Origin of the sequence: Nostoc sp. ChiQUE02 (assembly GCF_034531305.2) — a bacterium.
Taxonomy (GTDB): Bacteria; Cyanobacteriota; Cyanobacteriia; order Cyanobacteriales; family Nostocaceae; genus Nostoc.
On record NZ_JAVRBN020000001.1, the window covers coordinates 132,028 to 148,151 of the forward strand.

At 42.0% G+C, this 16,124-nt stretch carries 16 protein-coding genes; 4 read left to right on the forward strand and 12 right to left on the reverse strand.

The window, feature by feature from the left end; genetic code table 11:
- Positions 1 to 189: 189 nt before the first annotated feature.
- Positions 190 to 2,565, forward strand: coding sequence for a phosphoribosylformylglycinamidine synthase subunit PurL (gene purL, locus RM347_RS00615; protein WP_322722124.1), 2,376 nt, complete (start codon positions 190 to 192; stop codon positions 2,563 to 2,565).
- Between the two features lie 144 nt (positions 2,566 to 2,709).
- Positions 2,710 to 4,209 carry an amidophosphoribosyltransferase gene (gene purF, locus RM347_RS00620; protein ID WP_322722125.1) on the forward strand — a complete coding sequence of 500 codons (1,500 nt, stop codon included), beginning with the start codon at positions 2,710 to 2,712 and terminating at the stop codon, positions 4,207 to 4,209.
- A gap of 93 nt (positions 4,210 to 4,302) precedes the next feature.
- Here purF and RM347_RS00625 read toward each other — a convergent pair whose 3' ends face one another.
- Both RM347_RS00625 and lysS read right to left on the reverse strand, forming a co-directional pair.
- Positions 4,303 to 4,533 (reverse strand): hypothetical protein, encoded by a 231-nt coding sequence (locus tag RM347_RS00625; protein WP_322722126.1) that lies wholly within the window; start codon positions 4,531 to 4,533, stop codon positions 4,303 to 4,305.
- A gap of 22 nt (positions 4,534 to 4,555) precedes the next feature.
- Positions 4,556 to 6,241 (reverse strand): lysine--tRNA ligase, encoded by a 1,686-nt coding sequence (lysS, locus tag RM347_RS00630; RefSeq protein WP_322722128.1) that lies wholly within the window; start codon positions 6,239 to 6,241, stop codon positions 4,556 to 4,558.
- A gap of 194 nt (positions 6,242 to 6,435) precedes the next feature.
- Here lysS and RM347_RS00635 point away from each other — a divergent pair, with 194 nt between their 5' ends.
- The gene (locus tag RM347_RS00635) at positions 6,436 to 6,993 is read left to right on the forward strand and encodes a Uma2 family endonuclease (protein ID WP_322722129.1); all 558 of its coding nucleotides are present in this window, start codon (positions 6,436 to 6,438) and stop codon (positions 6,991 to 6,993) included.
- Between the two features lie 86 nt (positions 6,994 to 7,079).
- On the opposite strand, the gene RM347_RS00640 is transcribed toward RM347_RS00635, so the two are convergent.
- From RM347_RS00640 to RM347_RS00665, 6 genes are all read right to left on the reverse strand, one after another.
- Positions 7,080 to 7,856, reverse strand: coding sequence for a DUF1877 family protein (locus tag RM347_RS00640; RefSeq protein ID WP_322722131.1), 777 nt, complete (start codon positions 7,854 to 7,856; stop codon positions 7,080 to 7,082).
- 220 nt (positions 7,857 to 8,076) lie between these two features.
- On the reverse strand, positions 8,077 to 8,502 hold the full coding sequence (locus RM347_RS00645; RefSeq protein ID WP_322722133.1) for a hypothetical protein: 426 nt from the start codon (positions 8,500 to 8,502) through the stop codon (positions 8,077 to 8,079).
- Between the two features lie 128 nt (positions 8,503 to 8,630).
- Entirely contained in the window at positions 8,631 to 9,752 is a 1,122-nt protein-coding gene (locus RM347_RS00650; RefSeq protein WP_322722134.1) for a geranylgeranyl reductase family protein, read from the reverse strand.
- Between the two features lie 137 nt (positions 9,753 to 9,889).
- The gene (frr, locus tag RM347_RS00655; protein ID WP_322722135.1) at positions 9,890 to 10,438 is read right to left on the reverse strand and encodes a ribosome recycling factor; all 549 of its coding nucleotides are present in this window, start codon (positions 10,436 to 10,438) and stop codon (positions 9,890 to 9,892) included.
- Positions 10,425 to 11,153, reverse strand: coding sequence for a UMP kinase (pyrH, locus tag RM347_RS00660; RefSeq protein ID WP_322722137.1), 729 nt, complete (start codon positions 11,151 to 11,153; stop codon positions 10,425 to 10,427). Before pyrH ends, frr begins: the two co-directional genes overlap by 14 nt.
- Positions 11,154 to 11,224: 71 nt before the next feature.
- A complete protein-coding gene (locus tag RM347_RS00665; RefSeq protein WP_322722138.1) occupies positions 11,225 to 11,779 on the reverse strand; it encodes a thioredoxin family protein in 555 nt (184 codons plus the stop codon).
- Positions 11,780 to 12,247: 468 nt separating this feature from the next.
- On the opposite strand from RM347_RS00665, the gene RM347_RS00670 reads away from it, so the two are divergent.
- Positions 12,248 to 13,174 carry an alpha/beta fold hydrolase gene (locus tag RM347_RS00670; protein WP_322722139.1) on the forward strand — a complete coding sequence of 309 codons (927 nt, stop codon included), beginning with the start codon at positions 12,248 to 12,250 and terminating at the stop codon, positions 13,172 to 13,174.
- Between the two features lie 541 nt (positions 13,175 to 13,715).
- Here the strand turns inward: RM347_RS00670 and RM347_RS00675 are convergent.
- The 4 genes from RM347_RS00675 to RM347_RS00690 form a co-directional block, all read right to left on the reverse strand.
- Positions 13,716 to 13,886, reverse strand: coding sequence for a hypothetical protein (locus RM347_RS00675; protein WP_322722140.1), 171 nt, complete (start codon positions 13,884 to 13,886; stop codon positions 13,716 to 13,718).
- A 527-nt stretch (positions 13,887 to 14,413) separates the two neighbouring features.
- Complete coding sequence (locus tag RM347_RS00680; RefSeq protein ID WP_322722141.1) at positions 14,414 to 14,593, reverse strand: hypothetical protein; 180 nt, start codon at positions 14,591 to 14,593, stop codon at positions 14,414 to 14,416.
- Between the two features lie 509 nt (positions 14,594 to 15,102).
- Positions 15,103 to 15,228, reverse strand: coding sequence for a hypothetical protein (locus RM347_RS00685; protein WP_322722143.1), 126 nt, complete (start codon positions 15,226 to 15,228; stop codon positions 15,103 to 15,105).
- Positions 15,229 to 15,793: 565 nt separating this feature from the next.
- A complete protein-coding gene (locus tag RM347_RS00690; RefSeq protein ID WP_322722144.1) occupies positions 15,794 to 16,111 on the reverse strand; it encodes a hypothetical protein in 318 nt (105 codons plus the stop codon).
- Positions 16,112 to 16,124: the final 13 nt, after the last annotated feature.

Here is a 16,124-nt window from a genome sequence, read left to right on the forward strand (position 1 = left end):
AATTGGCAGCAAAACTGATTCTATAATGTCCCACAGCAAACTGAGCGGGGTAACTATGAAGCCGAACTTGGTAATCCTGCTTGTTCAAAGGGAAATTTCCAAATAAGAGTTATCTGGATTTCTAGAACTGCACTTACAGGGCAAGTAAATCGATAGAATAATGCTCTGTACAATTGGTGCATAATTTCCATGACTGCCACATCTCCTGCTTTCTTTTCCCCTCAAGAAATCGCTGCTGAAGGTCTTAAACCAGAAGAATACGCAGAAATTGTCCGTCGGTTAGGACGTCATCCCAACAAAGCTGAACTGGGAATGTTTGGGGTGATGTGGTCAGAGCATTGCTGTTACAAAAATTCTCGACCTCTACTCAAACAATTTCCCACCGATGGGCCCCGCATTCTCGTGGGGCCTGGTGAAAATGCTGGTGTTGTAGATTTGGGTGACGGACTCCAACTAGCCTTTAAGATTGAATCCCACAACCACCCTTCAGCAGTCGAACCCTTTCAAGGAGCGGCAACGGGAGTCGGAGGTATTCTCAGAGATATTTTTACAATGGGTGCGCGTCCCATTGCCCTATTAAACTCACTGCGCTTCGGTTCCTTAGAAGATGCCAAAACTCAAAGGCTGTTCCAAGGCGTAGTGGCAGGAATCTCTCATTATGGTAACTGTGTGGGAGTACCCACCGTTGGCGGCGAAGTTTACTTTGACTCTGCTTACTCTGGAAATCCTCTGGTGAACGTTATGGCACTAGGGTTGATGGAAACATCAGAAATCGTCAAATCTGGAGCATCTGGCTTAGGCAACCCCGTGCTGTATGTTGGTTCTACCACTGGGCGCGACGGTATGGGAGGCGCGAGTTTTGCTAGTGCAGAATTGAGCGATCAATCCATAGACGATCGCCCTGCTGTGCAAGTGGGCGATCCCTTTTTGGAAAAGTCGTTAATTGAAGCTTGTCTGGAGGCTTTTAAGACAGGTGCAGTTGTCGCCGCCCAAGATATGGGAGCAGCGGGGATCACCTGTTCTACCTCAGAGATGGCGGCAAAAGGTGGTGTGGGAATTGAACTAGATTTAGATAAGATTCCCGTGCGGGAGACGGGGATGGTTCCCTATGAATATCTGCTTTCGGAATCTCAAGAACGAATGCTGTTTGTTGCCCACAAGGGGCGTGAGCAGGAATTAATCGATATTTTCCACCGTTGGGGACTTCAAGCGGTAGTCGCTGGTACAGTCATCGCTGAACCGATAGTGCGGATTCTCTTCCAGGGTAAAGTAGCAGCAGAAATTCCGGCTGAGGCTTTGGCGGAGAATACCCCACTATATCAGCGAGAGTTGTTAGCAGAAGCACCAGAATATGCCCGTCAAGCTTGGGAATGGACTCCTGATTCCTTACCTCCTTGCACAATTGCTGGAATAGAACTCCAAGGAAACCTGCAAAGTTGGAATGATATTCTGTTAACTTTGCTCGATATACCCACGATCGCTTCTAAAAGCTGGGTATATCGTCAGTACGACCATCAAGTACAGAATAATACGGTAATACTGCCAGGTGGTGCAGATGCGGCTGTTATCCGTTTGCGTCCCCTAGAAGAAATCCCCAATCTAAAATCTCAACTCCCAAATCTAAAATTAGGGGTGGCGGCGACGGTAGATTGCAATCCTCGTTATGTTTATCTTGATCCTTATGAGGGAGCGAAGGCAGTGGTGGCAGAAGCTGCACGCAATCTTAGCTGTGTGGGTGCAGAACCTCTGGCGGTGACAGATAACCTGAATTTTGGCTCTCCAGAAAAACCGATTGGTTACTGGCAATTGGCAGAAGCTTGTCGCGGTTTGGCAGATGCTTGTCGAGAATTAGCGACACCCGTCACAGGCGGAAATGTTTCTTTGTACAATGAAACCCTCGATTCCCAAGGCATTCCACAACCCATTTATCCCACTCCTGTTGTGGGTATGGTGGGCTTGATTCCTGATATAACTAAAATTTGTGGTCAAGGTTGGCAAGCATCTGGCGATGTGATTTATCTTCTCGGATTACCTCTGGCATCCCAAAACAGTTTGGGAGCATCTGAGTATTTAGCCGCTATCCACGGGACTGTTGCTGGAAAACCACCACGGGTAGATTTTGACTTGGAACGCCGCGTTCAGAAAGTTTGTCGTGAAGGAATTCGTAATAGTTGGGTACGTTCAGCCCATGATTGTGCTGAAGGCGGAGTAGCGATCGCTTTAGCAGAATCTTGTATTGCTGGCAACTTTGGTGCCGAAATCAATTTAGAAATAGCACCAACGCAGTTAAACCGACTAGATGAAGTGCTATTTGCCGAAGGTGGTGCCAGGATTTTAGTTTCTGTAGCATCAGCACAACAAGAAATTTGGGAATCATACTTACAGGAACATCTGGGTCAAGAGTGGCAAAAACTGGGTAAGGTTCGTAATTTTGAGACGGGTTTGGGGGTTTTCACTACTGATAACCAAGCCTTAATCAAAGTTAGGATCGAAGATATGAACGATCGCTATTCCCACGCGATCGCCAGACGTCTCGCCATCCAAACCACTACTTCTGAGTTCTGAGTATCTAGACTTCACTCAAAACTATTAGCATCCCTGAACACAATTACGGTACTGTTTTAATGGATGGTTAAAGATTTGTTAAGAACTCCTCGACCATCTACATAATCCCAGTGACTTGACCCCCCCACCAGGAGCAAAGCTAGCATGATTTCTATTCATTCTGTCACTTCGGATGAATACCCCGACCAGACCAACAACCCAATCAATAGTCATGAAAATCAGCCTGACAAGCCAGAAGAAGCTTGTGGTGTTTTTGGGATCTACGCCCCAGGAGAAAACGTTGCTAAACTGACCTACTTTGGATTGTATGCCCTCCAGCATCGGGGTCAAGAATCAGCTGGGATTGCCACCTTTGAGGGTACACAAGTACATCTCCACAAAGATATGGGCTTGGTGTCTCAAGTTTTCAATGAATCTGTCTTGGATCAATTGCCCGGTAGTCTTGCTGTTGGTCATACTCGCTATTCCACCACAGGTTCTAGCCGCAAAGTTAATGCCCAACCCGCAGTACTAGAAACCCGTTTAGGTTCATTAGCTCTTGCACACAATGGTAATTTAGTCAATACTGTGCAACTACGTCAAGAGTTGCTTGAGAATAAATGTAACTTAGTCACAACAACAGACTCAGAAATGATCGCTTTTGCGATCGCAGAAGCCATAGATACGGGCGCTGATTGGCTAGAAGGTGGAATTCAGGCATTTCAACGTTGCCAAGGAGCCTTTAGTTTAGTTATTGGCACTCCCGTCGGCGTTATGGGTGTCCGTGACCCTAATGGAATCCGTCCCTTAGTAATCGGCACTTTGGCTGGTAATCCAGTCCGTTACGTTTTGGCTTCGGAAACTTGTGGTTTAGATATCATTGGAGCCGAATACCTGCGAGACGTAGAACCAGGTGAATTAGTTTGGATTACTGAAGAAGGTTTGGCTTCCTATCATTGGAGCCAAAAATCTGAGCGGAAATTGTGTATCTTTGAGATGATTTACTTTGCCCGTCCTGATAGCGTTATGCACAACGAGAGTTTGTACAGCTATCGAATGCGGTTAGGACACCAATTAGCTAAAGAATCTTTTGTAGATGCCGATATTGTTTTTGGTGTTCCTGATTCTGGTATACCTGCTGCTATTGGATTTTCCCAAGCTTCTGGTGTCGCTTACGGCGAAGGACTGATTAAAAATCGCTATGTTGGGCGAACCTTCATTCAACCAACCCAAACCATGCGGGAATCGGGTCTGAGGATGAAACTCAACCCCCTCAAAGATGTGCTGGTAGGTAAACGAGTAATTATTGTAGACGACTCGATTGTACGGGGTACTACCAGTCGTAAACTAGTCAAAACCTTACGTGACGCAGGTGCAATAGAGGTACACATGAGAATTTCTTCTCCGCCTGTAACTCATCCCTGCTTCTATGGCATCGATACCGATTCTCAGGATCAGCTGATTGCTGCTACCAAATCAGTAGCAGAAATTGCCAAGCAACTGGAAGTAGACAGCCTTGCTTATCTCAGTTGGGAGGGAATGTTAGAAGCCACACGAGAAGACACCAATAGTTTCTGTTCTGCCTGCTTCACCGGAGATTATCCTGTAACGATTCCTGAGCAAGTCAAGCGTTCTAAGCTGATCCTAGAAAAGGTAGTGGTGTAGGAATTGGGGGATTAGGGAGAAGAGGAGACAAGTCCACACTCAGACTTTTCGCTCCTGCTCTTGAGAGGCTTTGAATTCTCCTCCTTCTCTAGTCTACGGTGTACACACAAGTCCTAAAATCCTTGTTTGGTTAAGATACAAACCTTTCCTCGTTCCTATGCTCCGCATGAGAATGCATTCATCTGGCTGCTGACTCAATGTCTGATTGGAGGCAGAGCCTCTAATCAGCCATTCCCCCATTCCCATGCTCTGCATGGGAACGAGAGACACTCCAGGCGAAACTTTCAGCAAATCCCAATCAAGTTGATGAATAGGGCAAGTCATCGCCCCATTTACCTTTACTAACTCAACTCAATTGTTCAAACTTAAATTTCCCTTTAATAAACTTGTTAAAGTATTGACCATCAGACGGTGCATTTTCTAAGCCTTCCTTTACACTAAGGGGTACTTTGAAATACTCATAAACACTTCCACTGTCAAATTCAATAGTTAGTGTTTGAGTTGTTGGATCATAACGAAATTCTTTAATCAGGCTGCTGGGAGGTTTGAGTAAGGGGAAAGCGATCGCATCCCGAATACTGGCACAATCGGTTAATAACATCACTAACCGATCAATCCCAATCCCTAAACCACCTGTAGGCGGCATCCCGTATTCCAAAGCTGTCAGAAAGTCTTCATCTACACCTTGGGCTTCTAAGTCGCCAGCAGCTTTCCGCGCCGCTTGAGCTTCTAAGCGTTCTCTTTGATCGATAGGATCGGTAAGTTCTGAAAAGCTATTCCCAGTTTCTCGCCCAACTATAAATAACTCAAATCTTTCCACCAAACCAGGCACAGAACGGTGAGGTTTTGCTAAGGGCGAAATTTCTACAGGGTAATCAATTACAAAGGTAGGTTGAATTAAATTGGCTTCTACCTTCTCTTCAAAGGCTAAATTTAGTAACTTACCAATTGATTGGGCTTCATCTATACCAGGAATAGCAGCATTTTTACTTGCTGTTTTTGCTTCTTCCAAACTTTGGAACGAATTAAAATCCAAGCCTGTAAATTCTTTAACTAAATCGTGCATTGTCACCCGCCGCCAAGGTGGTGTCAAATCTATAGGTTCCCCTTGGTAGGTGATTTGCAATGTGCCGAGTACCTCTTGGGCGACAGTGGTAATAATCCCTTCTGTCAGCGCCATCATATCGTTGTAGTCGGCGTAGGCTTGGTAAACTTCAATCGTCGTAAATTCGGGATTGTGTCGAGTCGAAATTCCCTCATTGCGGAAAACCCGCCCCAATTCAAACACCTTTTCAAAACCACCCACAATCAACCGTTTGAGATGAAGTTCTGTGGCAATTCGCAGATACAACTCCATTTCTAAGGTGTTGTGGTAAGTGATAAATGGACGTGCATCTGCACCCCCAGTCTCACTTTGCAAAACTGGCGTTTCAATTTCCAGAAAATCCCGTTCTTCTAAATAACGACGAATACCGGCAGTAATTTGGGCGCGACGGCGGAAAGTTTGCCGCACTTCCGGGTTTACAATCAAGTCAACGTAGCGCTGACGGTAGCGCTTGGCAACATCCGTTAATCCATGCCACTTGTCGGGTAGGGGCAAAAGGGATTTGGTAAGGATAGTATATTGTTTAACGTAGACAGATAACTCGCCCTTTTCAGTCCGTTTAATAGTACCTTTGGCTCCTAGAATGTCGCCTGCATCTGTAAGTTGCTTCAGGTGATTGAAGGCATCGGCATCAATATCTGCCATGCTTTCTTGGATGCGATTTTTATCCAGATAAAGCTGAATTGTACCGGTTTCATCTTGCAAGGTGAAGAAAGCCAATTTGCCGAAAACGCGACGTGCCATAATGCGTCCGGCTATGGCAACTTCTAAATCAACTTCTTCACCGCTGGGTAAATCGGTAAACTTTTCTTGCAACTGCGCTGCATGATGGGTAGATTCCCAACGATAGGCATAGGGATTAGTCCCTAGCTGCTTGAGCTGTTCTACTTTCTCCAGCCTGGCGGCTCGGATATCTTCTTCCGACATGGTAACGAACTAAATAGGGCAAGATTAATTATAGATGCTGCCAAAGTTGAGAGTAAGAGATAATCGTCTAAAAGTGATGTGCGTAGCTTGCTTCCACGTTCGCGGAGCGTCTCGTAGAGAAGTGTACAAAGCTACTTCGACTGCGCTCAGTACAAGTCAGTGACCACCGCAGGCATCGCCACAGGAAATATACAATGACACAAACTAGAGTGCGCTTGTGGACTGTAAACGAATATCACCGGATGCTGGAGACGGGCATTATTACAGAGAATGAACGAGTAGAACTGATTGATGGGCAAGTTATCCCGATGAGTGCGAAAAATCCTCCTCACGCAGCAACAACGCTGTGCGCGTCTGATTATCTCAAGCGGCTGCTAGCAGAAGTTGCTCTAGTTCGGGTACAAGATCCCATTCAGTTAAGCCAATATTCGGAACCTGAGCCAGATATCTCTGTTGTCCAGATTGATGCGCGAAAGTACATTGATCATCATCCTGCGCCGAATGAAATATTTTTACTCATTGAGGTAGCGGATACAACACTAGAAACAGATCGTAAACAAAAAGCGCCTCTTTATGCTAAAGCAGGAATTACTGACTACTGGATTTTGGATGTGAATCAGCGTCAGGTTTATGTTTTCCGCGAACCGGGTTTGGAAGGCTATAATTTTGAATTTATTTTGCAGGAGGATGCAACGTTATCGTTGATTGCTTTTCCAGAAATTGAAGTCACGATTAATCAACTGTTTCCCTAAGCCTCTCGGACTGTGGGTTAGAAGAATAGTAGAAGTGGGATGGGATTCTAAGAATAAGTTGTACATCGCATTAATAATTAAAATAACTAAGTTAAATAAAGTAACATAGCATTTCCCAAATTAGTTGCTTCTATGTAGTAAGCAGCTATTTCTTTGTAGTATTCTGTTAAGTAGTCTATTGTCTCCGCCTCTGACCAATCTATGATACTCACTCGTTCTTGTTTAATTTCTTCTTGCTTATACCTTGCTATAAAGCCATTTTCTGAAAGTTCCGATAAAGCTTTAGCTACTTGCCTCACTTCATCAGGTGTTAAATATCTGTGTTTACCATAACCTTCTTTATTTCCTATTTCTGTGCCACCCCGAATGGCATTTACCAAGGGTAAATTATCTATATCTAACGTAGGAATCGTGTACTGTTCTACGTGCCGTTGATTATTTATAATTTTATGAACTAGTTTAAAAAAACTCCAATTATTCAATGGAATTTTGGGTAAGTTATTTAGAGAATTTTCACTTACTAAAAAAGATAATTTATCTGTATGTGTGTATCCGGTTAGTAAAAAATGCAGTTCATGCCACGATTTTCCTAAAGATAATTCTGAAATTTGCCACTCCCTCAAAAACTCTGCTTTTGTATTTTCTCTTTGTTGGTTATCTGCCCACTGAAATTTTTTAAATTTATCCTCTGAATCTTTCTGTATACTCAGCCGTGAGTTGCCTGATATATAAATAGCTTCTTCCCAAAAGTGAGACTCAGGCAAATACTTAACACTAAAAAATATATCCAATAGAGATGAATCTCTTTGAAAATTATCTAACATTAAAGGTGATATTTGCTTAAGTTCAGCTACAATACCCATTTATATCTCTTTTTATTCAAAAGGGGCAATTAGTATCTAGTAGATTGAATTTTGTTCTGCAAAAAAAATTCTATAAATCTAAATTTATTTGGTTTTACTGCATTAAACTCATATTCACGATCTGCCGTATTCTTTGATAAAATTGGTATGAGACAGCTAAAATAAAAATTGCTTGCGATCGCTACTAAAAAATTATTAGGCGATCGCTTATTTTAAGCCTTTAATTATGTCCTATTTTTAGCAAATGCCTAGATGAAATAGCTTTCATTTTCAAGTTAGTAAATTGCACGATCGCCTTTACTAAATCTTGCTGTTCTGGTTGCAAATTTAGTTTTTCTAGGGCTTGCTTGATATTATTACCAGCGCGGAGGTTGTGATTAAGTTGGGCACGTTGCGATGTGCTTAACACTGCCTCAATTTCCCTGTTTCTTCTCTGACGCACAGCTTGGAGTTCTTGGCGTTGTAAAGGAGTCAGGTTAATGTCCGACGAGGTGGAATAGTTTGCAGTTTTGGTAGTTTGGGCGAAAATAACACCAGAAGTAGTATTGATTTGAACGGGTGCAGCTAAGGCAATTCCCGGCAGAAAGAGGACAAGAGCAAGAATACTAGCGAACACAGACAGCCATTTTGTCAAGTAAATTGCCATATTGCCATATTGAGAAATGCCTAGATATAACTTATCAAACAGTCGCGATTCTATTTCTTGGCTTGATGGGGTAGGTAACGAATCTCTAGCACTCGTCTGCTAGAGATTCGTTACCCAATCCCTAATATTTAACCTCCAAAACCAGGAATTAAACGCTTGAGGGCACGACCGGCAACGTCGCCATAGCGCAGTTCTCCACACATAATCTTGCCCATGATTTTGGCACCGGAGGGGCGCTTAACACCAACTTTGTAGCCAATGCCAGGAAAGCGATAGAATGCTCCAGCTAATTTTTGCGCCCAAGCCATCTCAGTACCCCATTCTTCATTAATGGCTTCGCTATATTTTTCTAAAGCGTTTGTATCACCAGAAAGTGCCTCATTTATGGCTCCTGCTGCAATCAAACCGCTAAAAATTGACGGACGAATGCCTTCTGCTGTCATGGGATCGACTACACAAGCAGCTTCCCCAGCCAAAACCGCATTTTGGGTATGCAACTTTTGTTTCCCATCCCATAAGCAAAGGGGATAACCATACTGCTTGCTAGTTTTGATATCTACATTAAACGAGCGCGCATACTCATCTAAAATCTTCTTAAAATCCTGGGGTTTGCCGCCGACAAATGTACCGACACCAATGGAATAACCGTCCGCCTTCGGGAAGTTCCAAATGTAGCCGTTTTTCACCAACCCAAACTCGAAGTGAATTGTAGATTTATCCTTCACAGTTGCGGCAACTTCTGCTTCCAAAGCTCCTGCTAAACGGCGTTTCCGGTCTTTAAAGCCTAGCCATTTTGCCATTGGACCTTTGACACCATCAGCCGCGATTAAGTAGCGACCTGTAACTGGGCCATTGGCTGTGTTAACTTGCCAATAGTCACTTTGAAACTCAATACCCGTTACTTCCGTATTATCTCGTAGTTCAGCCCCATGCTTCTGTCCTTGCTGCACTAGGAAATGGTCAAAAATATCTCGTCGCACCATCCAGACTGGCTCTTTAGTGGCAATTTTCGCTTCCACGGGGTCGCCCAAATTCCAGGTAAAGCGAAGGGAGTCGGCTTTTACAGAAATCGCTGGGCTAAAATCAAAGTCAAACCATTGAGCGATCGCTGGAGATACACCACCGCCACAAGGTTTATATCTTGGCAGGGATTCTTTTTCTAATATTAATACTGAGCGACCTTGTTTGGCTAAATGATATGCAGCTGTTCCACCAGCTGGCCCAGCGCCGACGATGATGCAGTCGTACATAAGGCTGAATTTTTGCTCCTCAATTAGTTTATTTTCTATTGAGATACTCGATCAATTTTTGTTTGATACCTCAGAAATGATAAAGGCTGAAGAATTTATCCATCATCCTTCAGCCTCTATACTTCAGACTTTAGACTTTAAACAGTCGTGATGTCTTTTTCTTTTTCTGCCAATAGTGAGTCTATTTTGGCAGTGTACTCGTTTGTCAGTTTTTGCAAGCTATCTTGTTGGTCTTTTGATTCATCTTTGGAGATTTCAGAGGCTTTCTCCTGTTTCCGAATCGCGTCTATGGCATCGCGGCGGATGTTGCGAATAGCAACACGACCCTCTTCAGCATACTTAGATGCCATTTTGACGAATTCTTTACGGCGATCGCTCGTTAAAGGCGGAATATTCAGCCGAATTACAGAACCGTCGTTACTGGGTGTTAAACCCACATCTGAGAGGGAAATAGCCTTCTCAACGATGTTGAGCGTGTTGCGCTCATAGGGCTGAATCAGAATTGTCGAGGCATCTGGCGTGCTAATATTTGCCAGTGATTTTAAGGGCGTAGGCGAACCGTAATAGTCCACTAATACCTTATCTAATAGACTCGCATTGGCGCGACCAGTGCGAATCGTGTTAAAAGCTCGTTGAGTTGACTCAACAGAACTTTGCATCTTACTTTTCGCGTCAGCTAATATCACAAGAACCTCCCACAAGGGTACCGATGGATTCTCCCAAGACTGCTCGGTGGATGTTACCTCGCACCGTTAAGTCAAATACCAGAATTGGGATATTATTTTCTTTACACAAGGCGATCGCAGTACTATCCATCACCCGCAAATCTTTGGCTAAAACGTGTGCGTAGGTGAGGCTATTGTAACGCTTGGCGTCAGGATGAATCTGAGGATCGGCATCATACACGCCGTCTACTTTGGTAGCTTTAAAAATCACTTCCGCATCAATTTCTGCGGCTCTTAATGCCGCAGTAGTATCTGTAGTAAAGAAGGGATTTCCTGAACCCGCACCAAAAATTACCACCCGTCCTTTTTCAAGATGACGGATGGCACGACGACGGATATACGGTTCCGCTAATTCTTGCATCGCGATCGCAGTTTGCACCCGCGTTTGTACCCCTATACGTTCCAGCGAATCTTGCAGCGTCATGGCGTTCATTACCGTGGCAATCATCCCTATGTAGTCAGCGGTTGCCCTGTCCATCCCCGCTGACGCCGCTTTGACGCCACGAAAAATATTGCCGCCGCCAACAACGATGGCCATTTGAACGCCAGTGGCTATCACCTCTGCTACTTCCTCAGCTATTCCTTTGACCACTTCTGGATCAATGCCATAGCCCATGTTGCCCATTAAGGCTTCACCGCTCAGTTTGAGTAAAACCCGTCGGTAATTCGTTCCCATGAAGTTCCGCTTTATCAAAAAAGTTGCAATTGCCTCCAATTTAAGATAACAGTTACAGGGACTATCTATGTCTAGTTACGCCAAATCAATGTAGTACCTATTGGTTCTGTTTGTGGTACATCTATTTCTTGACCTTTAAACAGAGAAGCGATCGCAGTTCTCAAATAATCCTCTTCTACTGATGATGAGTCTTGGCGATAATTGTCAATTCTACCTTTGTAGCGAACTATACCATTAGCATCTATTAGAAAGGCCATTGGTGTTTTTGTCGCGCCAAAACTGCGGGTAACATCTTGCGTCGAGTCCCACAAGTAGGGGAAATTCAAATGGTGGCGCAGGGCAAAAGCTTTCATATTTTCAAAGCTTGACCGAGTTTCGCGATCGCCATCACTACCATTCATGCCAATTAGTGTGAAGCTTTTTGGGGCAAATTCGGCTTGAATGTTTTTTAGCTTGCCTATATACCACTCTACATAAGGACAGTGGTTACACATGGAAATGACGCCAACTGCTCGGAATTTCTCAAGATAACGCCTAAGATGGTGTACTTGACCATCAATTCCTGGCAGTTCAAAGTCTGGTGCATAACTCCCAACAGGAGTATCAATTGTTTCTAGTAGATTCATGTTTTCTGACTCGCAGAACTAGGAACAAGAAAAATATTATTAAATTCAGCGTCAGTTTCCAGTTGCAAACCACCCCTTAGCCGATGCCTCATATTCGACAATCTTATAGACCAAATTGGCTATCGTAAATTGTGAAACTACTGAATCTACCACTGATGCTAATTCACTCACATCTAAAAAATAGGGAAAAGATTACTCACATTAGAGAAGTTATGATTCCTAATACTGACATAATCTAAGTTGTGAGTAAATTACCTCTATCAACAAGATGAAAACTCTTTATACTGGATAAAACTATCAGTTTAATGCTAGTGTTATCAGCCTAGAAGCTTCTGTGGTATATGTATAGGCTATCACTAGAGCAAAAAATTTATTTTTAAAATCTGATAAATTTTATTCAAATTCAAAACAATTTTACTTGCGCCTTCCTACTAAAAGGCTTTTACCCTTGTTTTCATCAAAATTCCCATGACAACCTCAAGTTCAAAAACAGCACTTACCTCTACAAAAACCTGGATTTGGCAAGATTTCCCGATTTGCTATCAAACCCAAGGAACCACTGGGCCAGCTGTTGTTCTGGTGCATGGATTTGGCGCTTCTTGGTGGCACTGGCGGAAAAATATTCCCGTATTAGCGGAAAATTGCCGTGTTTATGCTATCGATTTGATTGGTTTTGGCGCTTCCGCAAAACCTCAACCTGGTGAACAAATTGCCTACACACTAGAAACTTGGGGACAGCAAGTAGCAGATTTTTGCCGTGAAGTTGTCGGTGAGCCAGCTTTTTTAGTCGGAAATTCTATTGGCTGTATTGTAGCTATGCAAGCAGCGGTTGGCAACCCAGATATTGCCTTGGGAGTTGCTTTGCTCAACTGTTCTTTAAGGCTGTTACACGATCGCAAACGGGTAACTTTACCTTGGACTCGTCGTGTCGGAGCGCCTTTACTGCAACGCCTGTTATCTATCAAACCAGTTGGTGATTTCTTTTTCAATCAACTCGCCAAACCGAAAACAGTGCGGAAAATTCTGCTGCAAGCTTATATGAATGCTGAGATGGTGACAGATGAGTTGGTAGATATTCTCACTTCACCAGCAAGCGATCCTGGTGCTGGGGCTGTATTTCTAGCCTTTACTTCTTATTCTACAGGCCCCTTACCAGAAGACCTTTTACCACTACTACCCTGTCCGGCGATTATTTTGTGGGGAACGGCTGATCCGTGGGAACCAATTAAGTTAGGGAGAGAATTAGCTAACTTCCCGCAGGTACAAAAGTTTATTCCTTTAGAGGGAGTAGGGCATTGTCCCCAGGATGAAGCACCGGAGTTAGTCAATCCGATTTTACTCGATTGGATTTGGGAGCGAAAAGCGGTAATAGACTCGACAAAATTAGAGGCATAATTTGCATCCAGTTAACCAAAAATTTTCAGAATGCATATTAGAAATTGATTCTTCCCTTGTAATAAGTTAAAGGGCAATACCTTGGGTTAAGGCTTAACTCTTTGTCAAACAAAATCAATTTTTTAACGAACCGCATACTCCTACGGAGAAGCAAGCTAGCAAGAGCGTCTCGTTAGAGAAGGACGCATAGACACGTTCGCGGAGCGTCTCGTAGAGAAGTGGCTTCCCGTTCGCGTAGCGTCTCCGAAGGAGAAGGGTAGGGCGCAAAGGAAGAGAAGAAAGAGAAAAAAGGGAAGAAAGAAATGCTTAACTGAACTGTATTGAGTTAAAGGGAAAATAGAAAGATAGATGCTATTGTTAGCATCTATCTTTCTTGGGTCTAGTCAGTTGATGTCATGCATTAAGAGAATATGGGGGATGGCTCAAACTCTCTCATAACTTGATTTATCTTGAGCAAGTTATGTGAGTCTTCTACTTTCCCCACTAAGTGCAAACTTTAAATGCAGGAATCACTCAGTGCTTAGGCTTTGCTAACTTAGTATCAACAGTAGCCGCGTCCGTAGCCGCGTCCATAGCCGCGTCCATAGCCGCCGTAGCCGCCACCGTAATCACCGTATCCGCCACCGTAATCACCGTATCCTCCAGATAGAAGCTGCTGTTCTTCTGTCGATAGCTCCACAAGCAAATCAGGTGTAATGTTTTGATCTGACATAATTGTTTGCCTCACTTTTGTACAGAGCCTCACTTTTGTACATAAGTCTTACGCACATGATTACGAAAAACTCAGGTGAGTAATACTTATGCTTTTACTTATATATATTCTTTTGCATGATTAAACTATCCTAAAGTTATAAATTAATAAGCTGTATTTCTAGCAATTCTATTTGATTTATGAAAATTCCAAATTGAAGATTACTAATTTATTAAGAGTGCGTAATGATTAGTTATGGCTATTGTTAAACATAGGTAAGCATCCATGATGACATAATATCTTCATGGATGCAAAATCACGGCTAAAGCCTTGTCTTGAATTTCTCCCGGAAAAAATGTGCTCGTAAAGCGATCAAAACTATTTGGATATGGAGCAATAGGGGAACAGAAAGATAAACACTAATCCTCACAATCTCCTTGCTTGTCTAGTTAACAGAACATAAGAGACTACCAAACTATCTCAAAATCTGATTGATATTGAGAAATTTATATGAGTTTTCTCCTTCCCCTACTCACTAATTGCAAAGTTTACTTTTTGGGTTTGGGTAGGTCAATAGTACCCTTAAGTTTGACAGGACGTTTTTTGTCACCATAAATAACAAACCCTTCAAGTTCCTCAATAGGGTATTCTTTTCCTCCAGATAGAAGCTGCTGTTCCTCTGTCGATAACTCTACAAGCAAATCAGACATGATAATTTGATCTGACATAATTGTTTGCCTCACTTTTGTACATAAGCCTTACGCACATGATTACGAAAAACTCAGGTGAGTAATACTTATACTTTTAGTTATATATATTCTTTTGCATGATTAAACTATCCTAAAGTTATAAATTAATAAGCTGTATTTCTAGCAATTCTATTTGATTTATGAAAATTATAAATTGAAGATTACTAATTTATTAAGAGTGCGTAATGATTAGTTATGGCTATTGTTAAACATAGGTAAGCATCCATGATGACATAATATCTTCATGGATGCAAAATCATGGCTAAAACCTTGTATTGAGTTTTTCCCAAAAAAGTTACTCGTCAAGTAGTCAAAACTACTTGCATCTGGAGCGATAGGGTAACAGAAAGGTAAACACTAATCCTAGCAGTTTCCTTGCTTGTCTCTGGTCTGCTAATTTAGCGCCTTAATAAAACATAAGAGACTGCCAATTTATCTCAAAATATGATTGATATTGAGGAAGTTATATGAGTCTTATTCTGCAATCATTACTTAACATCTTCTCCATTTCCTCCATTTCCTCCATTTCCTCCATTTTCTTTATCCTCGAGATCAGGCAGACCTGTAACCTTGCCGGAAAGTGTAACAGGAAAACTCTTGTCACCGGATTTCAAAGTACCTGTAGCTTTAATACGTCCAGTTTTTCCTCCAGATAGAAGCTGTTATTCTTCTGTAGATAAATCCACAATTAAACCAGGTTTGATGGCTTGAATCGACATAATTTTTTAACCTCACTTACTAATATATAGATTTTACAAACTATGCATGAAAAACAGAGTTGTAATATCTATACTTTTATTTATAACTAGAGTATAAAAATATTCAACTATCCTAAAGTTAGAAAGATAAAACTAAAATATATAGCTTTTGATTTATATTTAATCCTATCCCAGGTTGAATGATTTTTAATAATTGCGCTACAAAAATTCTAGCTTTTATTATGTGAACAAAATTACTGATTTATAACTTTTTGAATGGTTATTACTTTCAGAATTTTTTTTGCTTAATAGTTTTGCTTGAGCTTATAAAGCTTGATATTTGTTTACCTCTATTAATATATGTGTATATATAGCAATAATGAATAGTTTATGAACAACAAAATCCCCGACTTGTCAAAAAAGCCGGGGAGATGTGACTTGCAATTATCACAAATCAAATTTTAAATTCAAAAAGCTACAATTATGAAAATAGATTATTTAAAATTTTACTTATAAAAATCTGCCATCTATTTCCATCTTGGCTAAAAATTGGCAACCCAACTTTTATAGAAGAACCTATGGTAATCTGTGAAAAATTATATCTGGTGTTTTGTGAAGAGACATCACCACCTCCAAGATTTAATGTGCTGTCCGCCGTGCTTTGGATATTAGTTTTTTGGAAGAAAAAATTCCCTTCACTTGGGTAATTTATACTTTGTCCAGCAGTTAGGCTTTCTTGTTCTTCTTCAGACAGATACCTAAATAACTCAGGATTGTTGAATTTAGAATTTTCAGACATGGTGTTATCTCCT